The following is an 18,886-nucleotide window of genomic DNA, read 5'->3' as shown; positions in this document are numbered from 1 at the left end:
CCGACGACAACAATCCTGCGCAACTGATGCCGGGAATTTGCGGGACACCGGTACCAGCCGGGATCGGCCGCTATCTCCGGGTCCATGCCAGCCAGCGCTGAAAGATCTTCTTCACCGTGGGGGTCAGGCGAGTACGGTTGTAGGCGTCGCCGGTCTGCTTGATGGCCTCGGCCTGGGTGGGGTAGGGGTGGATGACGTTGGAGACGGTGCCGAGGCCCACCTTGCCGGCCATGGCCAGGGTGATCTCGCTGATCATCTCGCCGGCGTGGCGCGCGACGATGGTGCCGCCGACGATCTTGTCCGTGCCCTTCTTCACGTGGATCTTGACGAATCCTTCCTCCTCGCCGTCCGCGAGGGCCCGGTCCACTTCCTTGAGCTCGCGGGCGTAGGTGTCGATGGCCACGCCCTGGCTCTCCGCGTCGCGCTCGTACATGCCCACGTGGGCGATCTCCGGGTCCGTGTAGGTGGCCCAGGGCATGATCAGCGAGCTCAGCTTCTTGCTCTTGTAGAAGAGCGCGTTCTGGATGATGATGCGCGCGGCCGCGTCGGCCGCGTGGGTGAACTTCCAGTCCATGCACACGTCGCCGCCGGCGAAGATGCGCGGGTTGGTGGTCTGCAGGTAGTCGTTCACCACCACGCCCCGGAACGGGTGGAACTCGACGCCGACGCCTTCGAGGTTCAGGCCGTCCACGTTGGGCGCGCGCCCGGCGCCCACCAGGACCTCGTCCACGGTCACCGAGTCGCTGTGGCCGTCGGCGTCGTAATGGATCACCTTGTGGCCGTTCTCCTTGGTGACGCGGGTGAGAGCGCTGTTGAGCACCAGTTGAATACCCTCCTTCAGGAACTGCTGCTGGACGATCTCCGCGGCATCCGCGTCCTCTCGATTCAGGATGTGATCGCCATTGTGGAACAGCACCACCTGGCAGCCCAGGCGCTGGAAGGTCTGCGCCAGCTCGCAGCCGATGGGGCCGGCGCCGATGACCGCCAGCCGTTCCGGGCGCTGGGTCAGCGAGAACACGGTCTCGTTGGTGAGGTAGCCGGCGTCCTCGATGCCGTCGATGGGCGGATGGGGGGCTACCGCCCGGGCGCCGGAGGCGATGACCGCCTTCTTGAAATGGAGCGACTGGCCGTCCACTTCCACCGTCTCGGGTCCCGTGAAGCTCGCCTCGCCCAGGAACACGTCGACGCCCAGTTCGGAAAAACGCTTCACCGAGTCGTGGTGGCTGATGTGGGAGCGGATGCGGCGCATGCGTTCCATGACCGCCGCGAAATCCACCTGGACGTCGTCCGGACGGCCGATGCCGAACATGTCCGCGTCGCGGATCTCCGCCACCACGCGCGACGAGCGGATGATGCACTTGGAAGGCACGCAACCGACGTTGAGGCAGTCGCCGCCGAGATAGTGCCGTTCGATCAGCGCGACCTTGGCGCCGAGGCCGGCGGCACCGGCCGCGGTCACCAGCCCGGCCGTGCCCGCGCCGATGACCACCAGGTTGTAGCGTCCGGTCGGTGTCGGGTTCGTCCAGTCCGCGGGGTGGGTGTTGGAGCCCAACACCTGGTTGTATTCGTCCTGCGGCGACAGTTGTGGAATGTTGCGCATCGGTTCGTTCTCCCAACCCCAAGGATAACACTGATTCTGGCCATCGTCCGAAACAACGTGTCCGATTCGCGATGGAACGCCGGCCGGACCAGCGGAAGGCGCGCCCCGGCGCCTATGACGTTTTTGCCTGCTTGCGCTTGTTGACCAGTTCGATGGCCTTCTTGGCGATGAGCGGGAACAGGCCCAGCAGCGCGAAGGACAACAGGAGCGTCGGCGACAGGATGCCCGCCAGCGAATCGATCTGGGCCAGTTGGGTTCCGGCATTCACGTAGACGATGGTGCCTGGAAACATGCCCAGTTGGCTCACGAAGAAGAACTGCACCGTGCGGATGGGCGTTAGCCCCATCACGAGATTGATGACGAAGAAGGGGATTACCGGGATCAGCCGCATGGTGAACAGGTAGAACATGCCCTCGTTGGCGATGCCGGTGTTGATGGCTTCCAGCCTGTCGCCGAACTTGCCTTGAATGCTGTCTCGCAACAGGAAACGCGCCACCAGGAACGCCAGGGTGGCGCCGATGGTGCTGCAGAAGGAGACGATGATGGTGCCGGTGATCACCCCGAAGAGCGCGCCGCCGAGCAAGGTCATGATGGCGGCGCCCGGAAGCGAGAGCGCGGTCACGGTGATGTAGATGGCCGCGTAGGCGGCGATGGTGACGGAGGGGTTCTCCAGGTAGTAGCCCTGGTAGGCGTCGCGCTGCGCCTTGATGAATTCGAGGTTGAAGTACCTCCCGAGGTCGAAGACGAAGAACGCCGCGATGAGTGCGGCGACCACCACCACCAGCGCTATCTTGACGATCCGTTGATTCATGGACGATGTCTCCCGGTTGTCTCGGAAATCCGCTGGTCCCGCTGCATGTGCCGTTCCGGCTCCGGTCGTGGTGGTCATCGAAGGCGGTCCTCGTCCGGCTCCGGTGACCGCGGCCGCCGGCTGCCCCCGAGAGGCGGGATTGCGTCAGTGCGTCCAAATATAGTTGATTTGGTGTCGCAGGTAAATTCCGTGAGCAGCGAATCCTTACGTCGACGTTCGCCGGGTGCTTCCCGCAGGGGATCCGCGCCGGAGTCCGCCGGTCCCGGCAGGCCGGCGGTGGCGGTCATGGGGCGCGCGCCGCGGCCGGGGGCGGTCAAGACCCGGCTGTGCCCGCCACTGACCCCGGTGGAGGCGGCGGACTTCTACGCGTGCGTGCTCCAGGACGTGCTCGAAGACCTGGCGCGTTCGGCGCGCTGGGACACCTGGATCGCTTACGCCGAGCGCAGCCGGGGCTATTTCACGCGCATGCGGAAGCACGGCATCGCCCGCCTGCCGCAGCGCGGCGCCTCCCTCGGGGAGCGCATGCACGCGGTCTTCGCCGACCTGTGCCACGCGGGCTACGGGCCGGTGGTGCTCGTGGGTAGCGACATTCCCACCCTGGCGTCGTCGTCGGTGGAGAGGGCGTGCGAGTTGCTGGAAGGAGGCCGGTGCGACGTGGTGCTGGGGCCGGCGGACGACGGCGGCTATTATCTCATCGGTCTCAACCGCCCGGCGGCGGGTCTCTTCAGCGGCATCGCCTGGAGCACCGCCGCCGTGCTCCGGGAGACTCTCGAGAAGGCGCGGCAACTGGGGCTGCGGGTGCGCATGGTCCCCGGCACCTATGACGTGGACGTGGCCCGGGACCTGGAGCGTTTGCGGCGCGACTTCAGTGCTTCCTCCGAGCTGTGCACCCACCATCCTCGGACCTGCGCCTGGCTGCGCCGGCGGAACGATCCCCCGGCCGGCCATGGGCCCGCGTGACCACGTCCGCCGGCGCATCCCGGCGCGGGTAGAGATCGGATGCCCTGAGAAAGGGTGCCTGTTTTCCATATCCCCGGACATCCGTGCTAACCTTCTTCCATGCTTGGCTACCGCGCAGCACACCGTGTTGAAGTCTTGCCGCCGGCGGCGAGGGAGGCGAGGACCTTCCGCGAACGTCGCTCCCGATCGCGCCGAAGCTGGGTTTTCGGCGCGTTTTCGGGGGCGTGGCGGCGTCCGGTCCTCGCATTGCTGGCGCTCGCGTGTCCCGGTCTGTTGGGCGCGGCGCCGTCCGTCGCGGCGTGGGGGGACGCCTACGTGGGCGCGTTCCTCTCCGCCGCCCGCACCGAGAACCGCATCGTCGATCCCAGCGGCTTCGGAAACTGGGGCCGCTCCGGGTGGGCCACGGACTACGACGCCGGCGAGGTGGGTTGGGGCGTTCTGGCGGGAAGGAAATGGACCCTGGACCGGGTGCCTCTCAGGCTGGAGCTCGACGCCGTCGGCGGCAACATGTCCGCGCAGTCGGACCGGGTCGATCCCGCGGGGCGCGACGAGACCGTGCGGGCGTCGGTCGAGTGGGCGGCCACCGCGCGCCTGGGGCTGGAGCACCGGGAAGGGCCGCTGACGGTGTTCATCAACGGCGGCATGGCGCTTGCCAGGATCACGAATACGTTGACCGACATCGACTTCGCCCCCGGCGTGCCGCGTTACTGGGACCCCGACGATTCGTTCGCCGATGCCGCCACGCGGATCGGCTGGGTTCTCGGCATCGGTTTCGAGACGCCGGAGGTGGACGGTTGGCGCTGGCGCGTGGACGGCTCGTACCTGGGGTTCGGACGCAGAACCTACCGCGTCAACCATTCCGGGAACAACCCCTGCGGGCCCGGCGGCCCGCGCGAGCCATGCCCCTACTGGGTCGAGAATCACATCGTCGTCGTGCGCCTCGCGCTCATCCGCCGGTTCGACCTATGGCCCTGACGGCGGCGTGGTCACCGGCCTTCAGCCGCGCGAACGGCTCGTAACATGATGGGCGCCGTCCTTCTCCCTCTTCACATCGCCGCGGGCGCCACCGCCTTGATGGCCGCGGCGGCGGCGCTCGTCACGGAGAAGGGTGGTGCGCGCCACGTGCGCGCGGGACGCGTCTACGCCGCCTCCATGGCGCTGGTGTGCGTGAGCGCGCTTCCGCTGGCAGTGCTGGGGTCGGACGTCGTGCTGTTGCTGGTGGCCGTGTTCAGCTTCTACTTCGTGTTCGCGGGTTGGCGCTTTGCCCGGAACGCGAGCGGCCGGCCGCGGACGGTGGACTGGGCCGCGACGGCGCTCATGGGTCTTACCAGCTTGGCGATGTGGGGCTACGGCGCCACGCTCTGGCAGCGTGGAGACTCGGCGTGGATCACCATGGCGGTCTTCGGCGCCATCGCGGCCGCGCTGGCCGCCGTCGACTTCCGGCATCACCGGGCGCCGCGCCGGAGCGCCGGCAGCGCATCGCCCGGCACCTCACCAACATGCTGGCCGGGACCATCGCCACCGTCACCGCCGTGGTGGTGGTCAACGTCGACACCCAGCCCGCGTGGCTGGCGTGGATCCTCCCCACGGTGCTGTTGACCCCGTTGATCGTCTGGTGGAACGTGCGCGTGAAGCGCGGCGGCGGCCCGCCGCGGAACTCCTCCGCCGGTGAGTGAATTCGGCGCGAGACCCCGCCGCGGGCACCTGTGTGCCGGCGCGTTTCCTCTGGTATAGTCAGCCCTCGCGTTGTGGAGCTGGAGATCGAGATCGCTGAAATGAGCCACGTCCTGTTCCCCGTGATCCTTTCGGGCGGCGCCGGAACCCGGCTCTGGCCCGTGTCCCGGGAGCTTCACCCCAAGCAGTTCCTTCCGCTGGTGGACGAGCACACCCTGCTGCAGGCCACCGTCCGTCGCTTGGCCCCGCTTGACGGTGCGCGCGCGCCCATCGTGGTATGCAACGAAGCCCACCGGTTCATGGTGGCCGAACAGCTCAAGGCCGTCGACGTCACGCCGTCGGCCGTGCTGCTGGAGCCGGCCGGACGCAGCACCGCGCCGGCCATTGCCGCGGCGGCGCTGCAAGCGCTGGCGCTCGGCGACGGGCGCGAAGATCCCATCCTGCTGGTGCTCCCGGCGGACCACGTCATCCGCGACCAGAGCCAATTCGCGCGCGCCGTTGGAGCCGCCGTGCGGGAGGCCGCCCGCGGGCATCTCGTGACCTTCGGCGTCCCTCCGACCTATCCGGAAACCGGGTACGGTTACATCAAGACGGCCGCCCCCACCGGCGTCAGCGAGGGCGGCCGCCGCGTGGCACGGTTCGTCGAGAAGCCCGACGCGGCGGACGCGGCCCGCTATGTCGAGGAAGGCGGGTACTACTGGAACAGCGGCATGTTCGTCTTCCGCGCCGCCCGCTATTTGAGCGAGCTCGGCACGCGTGCGCCAGCGGTCCGCCAGGCCGCCACCCGCGCCTACCGGAAGGCGGCGGCGCACGCGGGGTTCCGCTGGCTGGACGCGGAGGCATTCTCGCATTGTCCGGCCATCTCGGTGGACCACGCGGTCATGGAGCACACCTCGGACGCCGTGACGATCCCGCTCGAGGCCGGATGGTCCGATGTCGGCTCCTGGGCCGCTCTGGCGGATCTCGGCGAAACCGACGCCGACGGCAACGCGGTCCGGGGCCAGGCGGTTCTGGAGGGCGTCCGGGACACCTACGTGCACGGCGGCGGCCGTCTGGTGGCCGCGCTGGGGGTGTCCGGCTTGGTCATCGTGGACACGCCGGACGCGGTGTTGGTGGCGCGCCGGGACGCGGCCCGGGACACCGGCAAGGTGGTGGCGCGGCTCCGCTCGCAGGGGCGGGAGGAGCACCGCGCCCACCGCAAGGTGCACCGGCCCTGGGGCTCCTTCGACTCGGTTCACGGCGGCGGCGGCTTCAAGGTCAAGCACATCGTCGTCCAGCCCGGTCAGTCCCTGTCGCTGCAATCCCACGAGCACCGCGCGGAGCACTGGATCGTGGTGCGCGGCACGGCCACGGTGACACGAGGGGACGAGTCCTTCACCCTGAAGCAGGACCAGTCCACCTACATCCCCAGGGGAACGAAGCACCGGCTCGCGAATCCGGGCGCCGGCCCGCTGGAGCTGGTGGAGGTGCAGACCGGCGGTTACCTGGAAGAGGACGACATCGTCCGCTACGAGGACGTCTACGGCCGCGCGGACCCGCGCGAGCGGGAAGGGGAGGGCTGACCGGAAGGACGGGCCGGAGCATCCCACCTGAACTTCTGTCCGCCGGGAGGCGGCGGAGGATCCGTGAAGCGGATTGCCCATTGGTCCGGCGGCACGGGGCCGTCCGGATCGATCCGCGGCAGGACGTATCGCTCGGCTTCGTACACGATGATCGGCGAGTAGCCGCGCCACTGGCGGACCGGCCTGTCGTTGTCGATGCGCCGCAGTATTCGCAATGGGCCGAAGGCCCTCTCCAGCGAATAACCGGGAATGGATGCCCGCGGGTTGTCGGCCACGATGTGACTGACCGTCGCCTCGAGAGCCGCCGCGTCCGGGATCACGTCGCGACCGGACTGAAGATCATAGAAAGGGATGCGCCGGTGCAGGTAGTAGTAGCCGGGGGTGATGAGGTACTGGCGGCCGATATGCCAGACCGACTTCACATCCGGGGCGGTGGCGAGATAGCGGTACGCCGCGAACACAGGGTCCTGCCGGCGCACGAACCAATGGTAGGGGGCCTCGCCCGACCACGCCTTATACGCCCATTGCTGGTACGGCAGCCAGTTGAGGATGCCGGCCAGCGAGGCCGCCGCCACAACCACGGCAGCCGGGACGGTGATCCGGAACCGGCGCAGGTCTCCCCCGGCCAGCCGTACCACAAGGTCCGCCCCCAGCAGGATCCAGAGCGGGACGACGACGAAGACGAACCGGTATTCCTTGTGCGCCTCCAGCGAATGGATCACCAGGAGCACCGTGATCAGCGCGAGCACGAGTCCGTAACGCCGGGGGTTGCACCAGGCCGCCAGGATGCAGAGCACGCTCACCCCCCCGCTCGCAAGCGACAGCCACAAGACGAACTGGTACACGGGGCTCTCGTCGCCGCGAAACGCTCTGACGAAGAGATTGTAGCGAAGGTTGGTGAGGTAGGAATGGAACAAGACGCCGTCCCATGCGACGGCGTCGAAGATCCCGGCCGCGAGGGCGAACGCGGCCGCGGCCAGGACCAGCGTGAACTTCCGGCGCGTTCGCAGGAACACCACTCCCAGCAGCAGCAAGGACAGCGGCGCGTACTGCATGCGCACGGCCACCGTGAGCACCGACAGGAAGGCGGCGAGCCACACCGCCCGGTTGTCGTCGAGGGACGGCCGCAGGCCGAGGGCCAGCAAGGCCAGGAGCGGGGCGGCGGCGACGAACTCGGTCATCGGCTTGTGGGCAAACCCGGCCAGTTCGTACCACAAGGCACACGCCACCAGGGCGACCCGTGCCGTGCTTTCGCCATAGTGCCGCCGCGCGAATACGTACATGGCCGCGGGAATCACGAGCGAAACCGCGCACAGCACGAGCTTGACGCCGCCGACGTACCAGAACGGCTGGCCCAGTCCGATCAGGTCGAAGGCCTTGAGGACCCCGGCGATGGCGCCGGGGACCAACCACGGGCGCGCGCCGTAGAAGTATTCCCAGTAACGGATGCCGTAACCGAAGACCAGGCGGTGGGCCGGCTCCAGGTACTGCATGATCTCGTCGGGATGGAGGACGAACTCCCCGTACAGGGCCACGGCGGCACGCACCGCGAAGGCGACTACGAGCACCGCGGGAAGGTACTTCCAAGGGCGTTCCTCGCACGGCTGCATGTGCAGCGACAGGTCGAGCGCGGCCTGCATGCGCGACGCCGGCCTCGATGGCACGGCGCGGCGACGCCTTCTTTCCGCTCTCCTTTGCTTTGTGGTCACGTCGGGCAAGAGTCCCGTTTCTCCTACTGTCCGCGTCGCCGCAGGCGTTCCCGCACCTCCTTCAGCCCGGCCCGGGCCAATGCAAGGTCCGGGTCCAGGTCCAGGGCGCGCTCGAAGCTTCGGCGGGCGTCTTCCAGCCGGTCCAGGCGCTGCAGGGTCGCGCCCAGGTTGGCATGGACGCGGGCGTTGCCGTCATCGAGCGCCGCCAGTTTCCGGTAGAGGTCCAGCGCCTCACTGTAACGCGCGTCGGCGAAACGGCCCCAAGCGGCGCTGTCGAGTGTAGTTGCGAAGAGGCGCCGGAGGCCCTCGGCCGCGGATGAGGGCGGCTTGAGGGCCAGCGACCGTTCCAGCGCGACGATGGCCTCCTCGTGGCGCTGGAGCCGGAACAGGGAGTAACCCAGCCCGGCATGGGCCATGGGGAAATCGGGAAATTCCGCCGCCACCCGGCGGTAGGCGACGATGGCTTCCTCGTAGCGCTCGCGCAGCCGGAACGTATCGGCGATGTGCTGGAGCACGTCGCGACGGTGCCGGCCGGTATAGTCGCGCGGCCGCAGTTCCAGGGAGCGGCGGAAATGGTCTTCGGCCTCGTCATAGCGCTTGAGCTTCCGGAGCTCGAGCGCGGCATGGTACCGGGCGGCCCAGGACCCCGGATTGGTGGCCGCCGCATGGGTAAACAGGGTTGCGTCGTCCTTGTAGACGCCGGACTGGAGCCACGAGGCCGCTCCCAGCACCGCGAGCACCACGCCGGCAAGTCCCGCCGCCGCCTTCTTCCAGGGGTGCGCAAGCCGGGCCGTGCCGCGGGCGGCCCCACCCGCAACGAGGATGAGGATGCCGGTCCCGGCCAGGTACTGGTAGCGGTCCGCCGCGAACGACATGTTCATGTAGCCGAAGTCCTTGAAGCCCAGCACCGGCGCCAGCGTGAGTGCGAAGAACAGCGCGCACGCCAGCGGCCCGCGTCCGATGCGGTGCCGCGGGAACCAGAGCGACGCGAAAACGGCGAACGCGGCGACGAGGGCCGCCCACGCCAGCGGACCTTCCAGGTCCCACTGCGGATACAGGAGGGCCAGGTGGAACGGCCACAGCAGTTTCCCCGCGTAGAACCACAGCGACTGCGCGGCCATCAACGTACGCTGGGTGACCGAGTAGTCGAAAGCCAGGCTCACTCTCTCGTAGATGGCCAGATCCACGGCGGCGAGGGCGACGGCGAGGAGGAACAGGGGCACCAGCCGCGCGCAGTCCGTCCCGGTAACGCGCCCGTGTCGCCACCAGTGCCAGACGAGCAGGGCGGCGGGGAACGTCACCACGATGGACTTGCACAACATGCCGGCCGCGAACAGCGCCATCACCAGGAGGTAGTTGCCGGCGCGCGGTGCGTCCACGAAGCGCAGCCAGGCGCTGAAGGCCATGAGATAGAACATGGCCGATAGCAGGTCCTTGCGGGCGATCACCCAGGCGACGGATTCCACGTGCAAGGGGTGCACCGCGAACACCGCGGCGATGAACCACGCGCCGGGCACGGAAAGTCGCAGCAGCAGACGCCACAGCAGCACCGTGTTCACGAAGTGGAGGATCAGGTTGACGGCGTGGTAGCCGGCCGGGGCGAATCCCCAGAGCTTGTGCTCGATCCAGAAGGTCGTGTAGAGCAGCGGCCAGTAGTGGTCCTCGCCGACGATGCCCTGCCGGTACGCCGTGCCCGGAGCGAACCACAGGTCCACGATGCCGCCCCATTCCCGGATCGCGTCCAGGGTGGTGATGATGACGTCGTCCCAGACGAAGCCGAAACGGGTGGCGGGGAAGTAGCTGACCGCGATCATCAGGGCCAAGGCCGCCGCCGCCAGCGCGTCCGCGCGCGTGAAGCGGGCGGAGACCAGGGGACCCGTGGATGCGGCGGGCACGTCCCCACGGTGCCGGGACGCCTGCGCCGCCGCGGTCCTCTTCTCCGCGGCCCTCTTCTCCGCGGTCCCTTTCCTACTCTTCCGGCTTGCCATGGCCTTGGCCTTGTGCCTGCCCGGTTCGTTCCAGCGCCCTTCGCGCCGCCTGGAGCCCGGCTTGCGCCGAGGCCAGGTCGGGTTTCAGGGCGGCGGCGCGTTCGAAGTGCGGCAGCGCCTCTTCGGGCCGGCCCAGGTGATACAGCGTGGTGCCGATGTTGGCGAGGATGTTCGCTTGGTCGGGGCGCAGCTCGAGCAGGGCGCGAAACAGCGTGAGGGCCTCGTCGTAACGCTTCTGGCTGAAGCGCGCGACGCCGAGGAAGTCCAGCGCCGAGGCGTTGCGCGGGTTCATGGCGTGGGCGCGTTCGAAGTGCCCGATCGCTTCCTCCGTGCGGTCCAGCGCCCGGGCCGCGCGTCCCGCCAGCACGTGGCGGGCAACGACGGCCAGTGACTCCGGTTCCAGGTCGATGGAGCGTTCCAGGGACTCCAGGGCCTCGTCGTAACGCTTCATGGCGAACAGCGCGGTTCCCAGCCCGGCGTGCGCGGGGCCGTAGTCCGGATCGACCTGGAGGGCGGCGCGGTACGACGCCACGGCGTCCTCGTAGCGCTTGCCGCGCCTGAGCACCTCGGCGGCGTGGTGATGGGAGGCCGCCTGGTCGGGGCGCAACTCGCGCAGGCGGCGCAGATAGCCGTCGGCCTCCGCGGTGCGTCCCTGGGTGTTCAGCAGTTGCGCCAGGCGGCCCAGGGGACGCGCGTCCCCCGGGTCCATGGCCGCGGCGCGGCGGAACCGTTCGGCCGCCGCGTCGAACCGGTTGAGCTTGGTCAGGCTCTCACCCAGGATCAGATGGAGCGTGACCGCCACGGACGCGTCGGGGTCCAGGGCGAGTGCCCGCTCCAGAGCGGAGACGGCGTCCTCGTAGCGCGTCAGGCGGAACAGCGTGTCGCCCAGCCCGGCGTAGGCCAGGGCGTAGCGGCGGTCCACCTCGATGACGTCGCGGTAGGCCTCCACGGCCTCCTTGTACCTCCCTTGCCGGCGCAGCGTGTCGGCCAGGTTCTGGCGCGAGTTCCGGTCGCGCGGTTCGTGTTGCATGCCTTGGCGGAGGACCTTCTCGGCCTCGTCGTAGCGCTTCAGGTTCAGCAGCGACAGCCCGAGGTTGGTGTAGCCGGCGACAAAGTCCGGACGCTGCGCCACCGCGACCCGGGCCGCGGCAAGGGCTTCCTCGTTGCGCCCCTCCAGGATCAGGGCCTTGGCGAGATTGAGGTGCGCGTCCCGCGCCTCGGGATTGCTGGCGGCGATGTGGCCGAAGAGCGCGACCTCGTTCCGGTAGACGCCGGACTGCGCCCAGGTAAGAGCCCCGAGCACGACCAGGACCGCGCCGAACGCGCCCTGGACGGCCGCCCTGGGAGCGCCCGTCAGGCGGCCGGCTGCCGTCACGCCGGCGCCCACCAGCACCGCCATGACGCCCAGGCCCGCGAGGTACTGGAAGCGGTCGGCGACGAAAGCGAACTGCATGTAGCCGTAGTCCACGAATCCCAGGACCGGGGACAGGGTCAGCGCGAAGAACAGCGCGCCCACCAGCGGCCCGCGTCCGATGCGCCCGAGCCCGAGCCACAGCAGCACCGGCAGCGCGCCCGCCGCCAGCACGTAGGCCCAGGCGAGAAGATCGCCGGCGCGGATGTCCCACAGCGGGTAGATCACCGCGAGGTCGGCGGGCCACAGCAGCTTGCCGACGTAGAACCACAGGGCGCGGCACGCGATCAACAGCCGCTCGGCGAACGTGTAGTCCAGGGACAGGGGCTCGCGCGAGTTGTAGAAGGCCAGGTCGCCGGCGGTGATGAACAGCCCCACCACGAAGAACGGCGCGAGCCGCGCCAGGTCGGTGAAGGTGACCTTGTCGCGTTGCCACCAGTGCCAGATCACGAGGGCCGCGGGCAAGGTGACCACCACCGACTTGGACAGGAGTCCCGCGGCGAACAGTGCCAGGGCCAGGCAATAGCGCCGCCATTCCGGCACTTCGGTGAAACGTATCCAGGTCAGCAAGGCCGTGACGTAGAACAGCGTCGAGAGCAGGTCCTTGCGCTCCATGATCCATGCCACCGACTCGACGTGCAGCGGATGCACGGCGAACACCGCGGCCACGGCCCAGGCACCGGGCACCGCCAGCCGGGATAGCAGGCGCCACACCAGCAGGCAGTTGGCGAGGTGAAGCAGCACGTTGACGAGGTGGTAGCCCATGGGCGCGAGTCCCCACAGCTTGTGCTCCAGCCAGAAGCTCGTGTACACGATCGGCCAGTAGTGCCCCTCCTTCTTGATGTTCGCCGGATCGAACCAGACGCTCCAAAGCCCGGACCAGTCGTGGATCACCGGTTCTTCCACGAAGATGGCGTCATCCCAGACGAACCCGGCCCACAGCGCGGGCAGGTAGCTGACCAGCACCATGAGCCCCAGGGCGGCGGCGCCCAAGGCCGTGGTGCGCGACATCCCGGGCCACCGGAACCGCCGCTCTTCACCGGACGGCGGAGGGGGCGGGGTCTGCCGTTTCGCGGGCTTCGAAGCACGCCGTTGACGGCGGGTCGGCCTTTTTTCCTTCGTCTCCATCGCAGCACGCCTAGGGTTGCGGTTGTGCCCGTTGCTCGACCACCCGGCGCATGTGCGCCGCTCCTTTCCGTGCCCCCTCCAGGTCGGGCTTGAGGGAGAGCGCCCGTTCGAAGCTGGTCAATGCCTCGCCGGGACGGCCCAGGTGGTACAGGGTGGCGCCGATGTTGGCGTGAGTCTGCGCTCCCGTGGGGACCGCCTCCGCCAGCCTGCGGTAGAGTTCCAGGGCATCGGCGTAGCGACGCTGTTGGAAGCGGATCATCGCCAGGCGGTCCAGGGCTTCCTGCTGGCGCGGGTCGTGATCGAGGGCGCGCTCATGGTGTTCGGCCGCGGCTTCCGTCTTCCCCAGGGCCTGCTGGGCGCGGCCCAGGAGCACGTGCAGCGTCCCCGCCACCGGCAGTGCGGGGTCGAGCCGCAGCGCCCGCGCCATGGCCTCGATGGCCTCCGCGTTCCGTTTGACCTGTAACAGCGCGATGCCCAGTCCGGCGTGGGCGGGAGCGAACTCCGGGGCGATTCCGATGGCCGCGCGATACATTTCCATGGCGCTCTCGAAGCGCTTCCGGGCGCGCAGCGCCTCCGCCGTCACGTGAAGCGCGGCCGCGTCGCTCGACGGCAGCGTCCGGGCGCGCTCCAGGAGCCGGTCGGCCTCCGCGCCGCGTCCCCGTGTGCGATACAGCCCGGCCAGCTCCACCAGCGGCAACGGGTTGCGCGCGTCGATCTCCGTGGCTCGGCGGATATACGCTTCCGCCTCGTCGAGCCGTCCCAGGGCGCGGAGCGACTTGCCGGTGAAGAGGTGCAGAGAACCCGCCATGGCCGTGTCCGGCTTGAGGGCCAGTGCCCGGGTCGTGGCGGCGACCGCCTCCTCGTGGCGCTTCAACTCGAACAGCGCGGTGCCCATGCCGCCGTAGGCCAGCGCGCTGTTGCGGTCGATGCGGAGAGCGGCTCGGGACGTCGCGACGGCCTCCTCGTAACGCTTCGTCTTGCGCAGCAGTTCGGCCAGGTTCTGCCGCGCCGAGCCCTTGCGCGGATCGAGCTCCACGGCGCGCCGGAGATGCGTTTCCGCCTCGTCGAACCGTCCCTCCTTGAGCAGTCCGCGTCCCACGTTGGAATGGGCGCTCGCGGAGTCGGGCCGGTGGCGGAGGGCAAGACGGCTGGCCGCCAGTCCCTCTTCGGGCCGGTCCGCCTCGAACAACGCGCTGCCGAGGTTCAGATAGGCGTCGCGCGCGGCCGGGTTCAATCCGACGATGTGGCTGAAGAAGGTGACCTCGTCCCGGTAGATGCCCGACTGCGCCCAGCTCAGCGTCGCGAGCACTGCCAGGATCAGGGCGAACGCTCCCCGGGCCGCCATGCCGAGAACACGCGGCAGCCCGCCCGCGGCCCGGACGGCGGTGCCGACGAGGAGCGCCATCAGGCCCATGCCGGCCAGGTATTGGAAGCGGTCGGCGACAAAGGAGAACTGCATGTAGCCGTAATCGATGAAGCCCAGAACCGGCGCCAGTGTCACGGCGTAGAACAGCACGGCGGCCACGGGCCCTCGGCCCAGGCGATGGCGGCCGAGCCACAGGAACGCCGCCACGGCCGCGGCGGCGACCACGTGGGCCCATGCCAGTGCGTCGCCGGCGCGAACGTCCCACAGCGGGTAGATCACCGCCAGGTCCGTCGGCCACACGAGCTTGCCGGCGTAAAACCACAAGGCGCGGCCGGCGATGAGGATCCGCTCGATGAACGAGTAGCCCAGCGCCAGCGGCTCCCGTCCGCTGTAGAACACGTAGTCCGCAACGGTGAGGGCCAGTCCGACGGCGAAGAACGGCGCCAGGCGCGCCAGGTCCGCGGCGCTGATCCGATCCCGTTGCCACCAGTGCCAGATCAGGAGCGCCGCGGGCAGGGTCACCGCCATGGACTTGGAGAGGAGGGCCGCGACGTACAGCGCCAGGGAGAGGCCGTAGCGGCTCCAGGTCGGAGTATCGACGAAGCGGATCCAGGTGAGCGCGGCGGCGAGGTAGAACAGCCCGGACAGCAGGTCCTTGCGCTCGATGAGCCATGCCACCGATTCCACGTGGAGCGGATGCACGGCGAAGACCGCGGCCGCGGCCCAGGCGCCGGGCACGGCGAGGCAACGGAGCAGCCGCCACACCAGCAGGGTGTTGAGCCAGTGCAACAGCAGGTTGACGACGTGGTACCCGATGGGCGCGAGGCCCCACAGCTTGTGCTCCAGCCAGAAGCTCGTATAGACGACCGGCCAGTAGTGTCCTTCGTTGCGGATGTCCGCGGGCGAGAACCAGATGTTCCACAGCCCGGACCACTGGTGGATGACCGGCTCCTCGGAGAAGATGACGTCGTCCCAGACGAAATCGCCCTGGAGCGCGGGCAAGTAGCTCACCGCCACGAGAAGCCCGAGTCCGAGTGCCGGCAGGGCGTGCCGGCCCGGGGAACCGCCGGTCCGGTCGCCGTCGTCCGCGGACTGTCGTTGCCAGGCGCTTGTCATCCGTTGCTTCTCGGGTCGTTGGCGCGGCTCGCTCACATGCTGTCGCGGGCGCGCGGCTGCCGGAGTCCGCGGGCCATGCGCATCAGCGCTCCGGCGGCGGGAGCTTCCGGTAGACGTAGAGGTCGGCGACCACGAAGTTCACCACGCTGCCGAGGGCCACGCCGAGAAAGAACGCCCACAGGCGGTGGCGTCCGAACAGGGCGACGTAGCTGGTCAGGAGCGCGTAGCTGCCCACGTTCACGCCCAGGCCGATGACGCTGCTGGCCGCGAACCGCGCCCATTGCTCCAGATGCGGCTGCCGCTCCCGCCCGCTGTACGTGAAGCCGCGGTTGAGCGCCCAGTTCCAGCTCACCGCGGGCCAGAAGGACAGGAAACGCGCCAGCCGGTGCTCCACGCCGGCCCACTGGAGCCCGAGGTAGCAGGCGAGGTCGACCATCAGGCCGCTGGCGCCCACCACGCTGAAGCTGGGGATGCGCGCCATGCTGCCGAAACGGTAGTCGTACAGCCGCGAAAGATGGCGCAGGAAGCGGACCTGCTGCCGCCAGTTCATCTTGCTGGACCCGACGCTGCGGTCGTGGAAGTCGATGGGAATCTCCCGCACCCGCAACCGCCCGCGCACCATCAGCTCCAGCGCGATCTTGTACCCCATGGGCCGCAGTCCCCCGAGCTCCGGCAACGCGCTGCGGCGCGTAGCGAAAAAACCGGACATGGGGTCGGCACAGTCCACCAGGGGACGCGCCATCCAGGTCGCCAGCCGTGAGTTGAGCAGGCGATAGAGGCTCCAGGACCGGTCCACGGCTCCGCCGAGGGTGTAGCGGCTGCCGATGACCATGTCGCAGTCCCGCGCCAGGTCCGCGAGCATGTCGGCGATGCGTTCGGGCGGATGCGACAGGTCGGCGTCCATCACCACCAGCCGGTCGAAGCGGCACTGCCGGATGCCCTCGAGCACCGCCAGCGACAGGTCCCGCGGCCCGTCGCGCCGGACCACGATCCGGACCGGCAGACGGCGGGCGAGTTCGTGGACCGCCTCTTCGCTGCCGTCGCCGGAATCGTCGTCTACGAGTAACAGCTCCCACTTGATGCCGGTCTCCGCCAGGGCCGCGTCGATGCGTTCCGCAAGCGTGGGGATGTTGCCCACCTCGCGGAACGTCGGAACGACGATGGAAAGCGTGTCTTCAGCGCCGGGAGTGCCATGGGTTGTCTTCAACATGCTCGTGTCATTCGGCTTGTCCCGCGAAAGGGTAGTCTAGAGAAAAATTTTATGTAGATAAAGCGATCGCACTCGCAAGGGTGAGCCGGCAGCGTCGCGTCGGCGTCCACGGCGTGGAAGGTTCACGGGGTTCTCTGCCGCGCATCGAGCCCCGGCGTGGACGCGCCCCGGCGCGTGGCCAGCTCGGCGTAACAGTAAGCCAGGGACAGGGCGCGGTGGGGTCGCCAGCGTTCCGCGAAGGCCCGCATCTCGTCTTCCGTGGCCTTGCCGGTCCTGCCCAGCAGGCCCTGGGCTACGTACTTGACCACCCCCAGGTCTCCCGCCGGGAACGTATCCGGGCGTGCGAGGCCGCGCATCAGCGCGATCTCCGCCGACCAGCGCCCAATGCCCTTGATGGCGGTCAAGCGTTCCACGACCTGCTCATCGGACAGCGCGGCCAGCCGGCCGGCGGAGTCTTGAAGCGCCGCGTCCGAGGCAAACGCCTCACCGAGCCGGATCAGCGTGCCCGCCTTGGCGTTGCTCAGCCGGAAGCCGCGCATGGCTTCAAGGGACTGCGCGGCGAACCGGCGCGGCTCGGGGAACGCGTAGTAGGTGCGTCCCTGACGGCGCCGCCGGCGTCCGAAGCTTTCGACCAGTGCCTTCTTGATGGAGTACGCGAAGCCAAGGTTGACCTGCTGGGAAAGGACGGCGGTGACCAGCGCCTCGAACAGCGTCGGGCTGGCGGTCACGCGCATCCCGCGGAAGCGGCGTACCATGGGCGCCAGCATCGCGTCCTTGCGCGCCATTCGGTAGAACGGCCGGAGATCGAGGTCCGTGCACAGAACGTGGCGCAGTTGCGTCTCGAAGCCGGGGAGTTGGAGAGCGACTCTCGAAGGGCTCTCCAGGGCTACGGCCAGCCGCGGCTTGGCCACGGTGCCGGCATTGGTCACGGTGGCCAGTGCGAGCTGGCGGCCGACCGCCAGCAGGCGCCGATAGCGGCCGGCCTCGACGAGATCGACGTTCTCGCTCGCGAAGCGCATGAAACGCGCCACCGTGAAGTCGAACGAATACGGCGCGCGCGGGACGATGTCGAAGGCGTAGGTCATGGAACTCTCGGGACGCCGGCCGGCGGCGGGGTCCGGCCGGCAACGCGGGCCATGAGGGGTCGTCGGACGGCGTCCTACGGACTCCCCGGATCCTCGTAGTAGTGCTCGTAGTACCAATCGGCGATCTCGCCCCCGGTGGTGAGCCAGACACCGTCGTGGGAGCGGATGTACTCCAGCGCGAGGTCGAGATACTTGATGCGCAGGGGGACGCCGATGATGAACGGGTGCAGCGGGATGCACAGGACCGTGCCGTTGCGTTCGCCGTCGCGGTAGAGCACGTCGAACTGGTCGCACACCTGCCGGAGGAACTCGCGGGGGGTGTAGTTGGAGCGCAGGAAGAAGTTGATGTCGTTCAAGCCCTGCTCGTAGGGCATGGCGATCATGCGGCCGGTCTTCACGCGCATGGCCACCGGCTGATCGTCGAAGCCCCAGTCGCACAGGTAGTCGAAACCCGCGGCCGCGAGGTGGTCCGGGGTGTCGAAGGTCTCGGCGAGCGCCGGTCCGAGCCAGCCCCGCGGCGCCTTGCCGGTGGCCTCGCCGATCTCGTCGCGTACCTGCTTCATGACGGACAATTCCTCCGCCGCGGGATAGGCGGTCAGCGGAAGGTTGTTGGTGACGCCGTGGCCCAGCCACTCCCAGTCGCGCTTGACGCCCTCCTCGATGATCTCCCGGTGGTGGATGCACACTTCGGAGTTCAACTGGGCGCTGGCGCGGACCCCGTGCTTGTCGAGCACGTCCATCATCCTGAACACCCCCACCCGGGCGCCGTAATCGCGCTGTGCGTAGCCGCGCACGTCCGGCACCTTCGACATCCCGAAGTTGGGGATGGGCTGGTCGATGTGGAAGTACTCGATGTTGGGGCTCACCCACACGGCCACGCGGGCGTCGTTGGGCCACCGGAGCCGGGGCCGCGTGGTGATGGGCTGATAGTCGTAGCGGCGGTTTTCCATGTGTCGTTCCTCTTGAACGCCGGATTTACGAGCGGTCGGCTGCCGCACCAACGCATCATGCCTTGCCCCGCGGCGGACTTGCAACGCGCGATGACTTGTAGGGGCGACCCGCGGTCGCCCCCCGGCGGCGGGCACCACGCGAGGAAGACCCCGGGTCAAATCCCGCGGTGACGTAACGCCGCCGACGGCAAAAAAACCAGCAAATTAGCGCAGCTACTGGCGGGGCGCGAGCCTACCATGGACGACGCCCGGCTGTCCATTGTGCGATTCCTCGGGTGATGCGGGCCGGGTCATGACCTCATGGTTTCCGGTGGTG

General features: G+C 68.8%; 13 protein-coding genes. 4 read left to right on the top strand and 9 right to left on the bottom strand.

The features are described from left to right. Positions 1 to 70: 70 nt before the first annotated feature. Both OXF11_05160 and OXF11_05155 read right to left on the bottom strand, forming a co-directional pair. Positions 71 to 1,600, bottom strand: coding sequence for a mercuric reductase (locus OXF11_05160; protein MCY4486490.1), 1,530 nt, complete (start codon positions 1,598 to 1,600; stop codon positions 71 to 73). Positions 1,601 to 1,712: 112 nt separating this feature from the next. After that, complete coding sequence (locus tag OXF11_05155; protein MCY4486489.1) at positions 1,713 to 2,411, bottom strand: TVP38/TMEM64 family protein; 699 nt, start codon at positions 2,409 to 2,411, stop codon at positions 1,713 to 1,715. A 285-nt stretch (positions 2,412 to 2,696) separates the two neighbouring features. Between OXF11_05155 and OXF11_05150 the strand changes: the two genes are divergently transcribed. The 4 genes from OXF11_05150 (at position 2,697) to OXF11_05135 (ending at position 6,607) form a co-directional block, all read left to right on the top strand. Next, on the top strand, positions 2,697 to 3,371 hold the full coding sequence (locus tag OXF11_05150; protein ID MCY4486488.1) for a TIGR04282 family arsenosugar biosynthesis glycosyltransferase: 675 nt from the start codon (positions 2,697 to 2,699) through the stop codon (positions 3,369 to 3,371). A gap of 246 nt (positions 3,372 to 3,617) precedes the next feature. Further along, the gene (locus OXF11_05145) at positions 3,618 to 4,346 is read left to right on the top strand and encodes a hypothetical protein (protein ID MCY4486487.1); all 729 of its coding nucleotides are present in this window, start codon (positions 3,618 to 3,620) and stop codon (positions 4,344 to 4,346) included. A 45-nt stretch (positions 4,347 to 4,391) separates the two neighbouring features. Further along, entirely contained in the window at positions 4,392 to 4,970 is a 579-nt protein-coding gene (locus OXF11_05140) for a hypothetical protein (protein MCY4486486.1), read from the top strand. A 176-nt stretch (positions 4,971 to 5,146) separates the two neighbouring features. Then, positions 5,147 to 6,607, top strand: coding sequence for a mannose-1-phosphate guanylyltransferase/mannose-6-phosphate isomerase (locus tag OXF11_05135; protein MCY4486485.1), 1,461 nt, complete (start codon positions 5,147 to 5,149; stop codon positions 6,605 to 6,607). Here OXF11_05135 and OXF11_05130 read toward each other — a convergent pair. The 7 genes from OXF11_05130 to OXF11_05100 form a co-directional block, all read right to left on the bottom strand. Further along, the gene (locus tag OXF11_05130; protein MCY4486484.1) at positions 6,565 to 8,271 is read right to left on the bottom strand and encodes a hypothetical protein; all 1,707 of its coding nucleotides are present in this window, start codon (positions 8,269 to 8,271) and stop codon (positions 6,565 to 6,567) included. The genes OXF11_05135 and OXF11_05130 overlap by 43 nt on opposite strands. Positions 8,272 to 8,339: 68 nt before the next feature. Beyond that, positions 8,340 to 10,304, bottom strand: coding sequence for a tetratricopeptide repeat protein (locus OXF11_05125; protein MCY4486483.1), 1,965 nt, complete (start codon positions 10,302 to 10,304; stop codon positions 8,340 to 8,342). Beyond that, complete coding sequence (locus tag OXF11_05120) at positions 10,285 to 12,726, bottom strand: tetratricopeptide repeat protein (GenBank protein ID MCY4486482.1); 2,442 nt, start codon at positions 12,724 to 12,726, stop codon at positions 10,285 to 10,287. Before OXF11_05120 ends, OXF11_05125 begins: the two co-directional genes overlap by 20 nt. 127 nt (positions 12,727 to 12,853) lie before the next feature. Further along, complete coding sequence (locus OXF11_05115; protein ID MCY4486481.1) at positions 12,854 to 15,325, bottom strand: tetratricopeptide repeat protein; 2,472 nt, start codon at positions 15,323 to 15,325, stop codon at positions 12,854 to 12,856. Between the two features lie 82 nt (positions 15,326 to 15,407). After that, positions 15,408 to 16,535 (bottom strand): glycosyltransferase family 2 protein, encoded by a 1,128-nt coding sequence (locus OXF11_05110; protein MCY4486480.1) that lies wholly within the window; start codon positions 16,533 to 16,535, stop codon positions 15,408 to 15,410. Positions 16,536 to 16,657: 122 nt separating this feature from the next. Then, on the bottom strand, positions 16,658 to 17,620 hold the full coding sequence (locus tag OXF11_05105; protein MCY4486479.1) for a hypothetical protein: 963 nt from the start codon (positions 17,618 to 17,620) through the stop codon (positions 16,658 to 16,660). A 74-nt stretch (positions 17,621 to 17,694) separates the two neighbouring features. After that, on the bottom strand, positions 17,695 to 18,570 hold the full coding sequence (locus OXF11_05100) for a polysaccharide deacetylase family protein (GenBank protein ID MCY4486478.1): 876 nt from the start codon (positions 18,568 to 18,570) through the stop codon (positions 17,695 to 17,697). Positions 18,571 to 18,886: the final 316 nt, after the last annotated feature.

This window comes from Deltaproteobacteria bacterium (genome assembly GCA_026712905.1).
Taxonomy (GTDB): Bacteria; Desulfobacterota; Binatia; order UBA9968; family JAJDTQ01; genus JAJDTQ01.
Note: the sequence above shows the minus strand (reverse complement) of the source record. Positions and strands in the feature narration are given on the sequence as shown.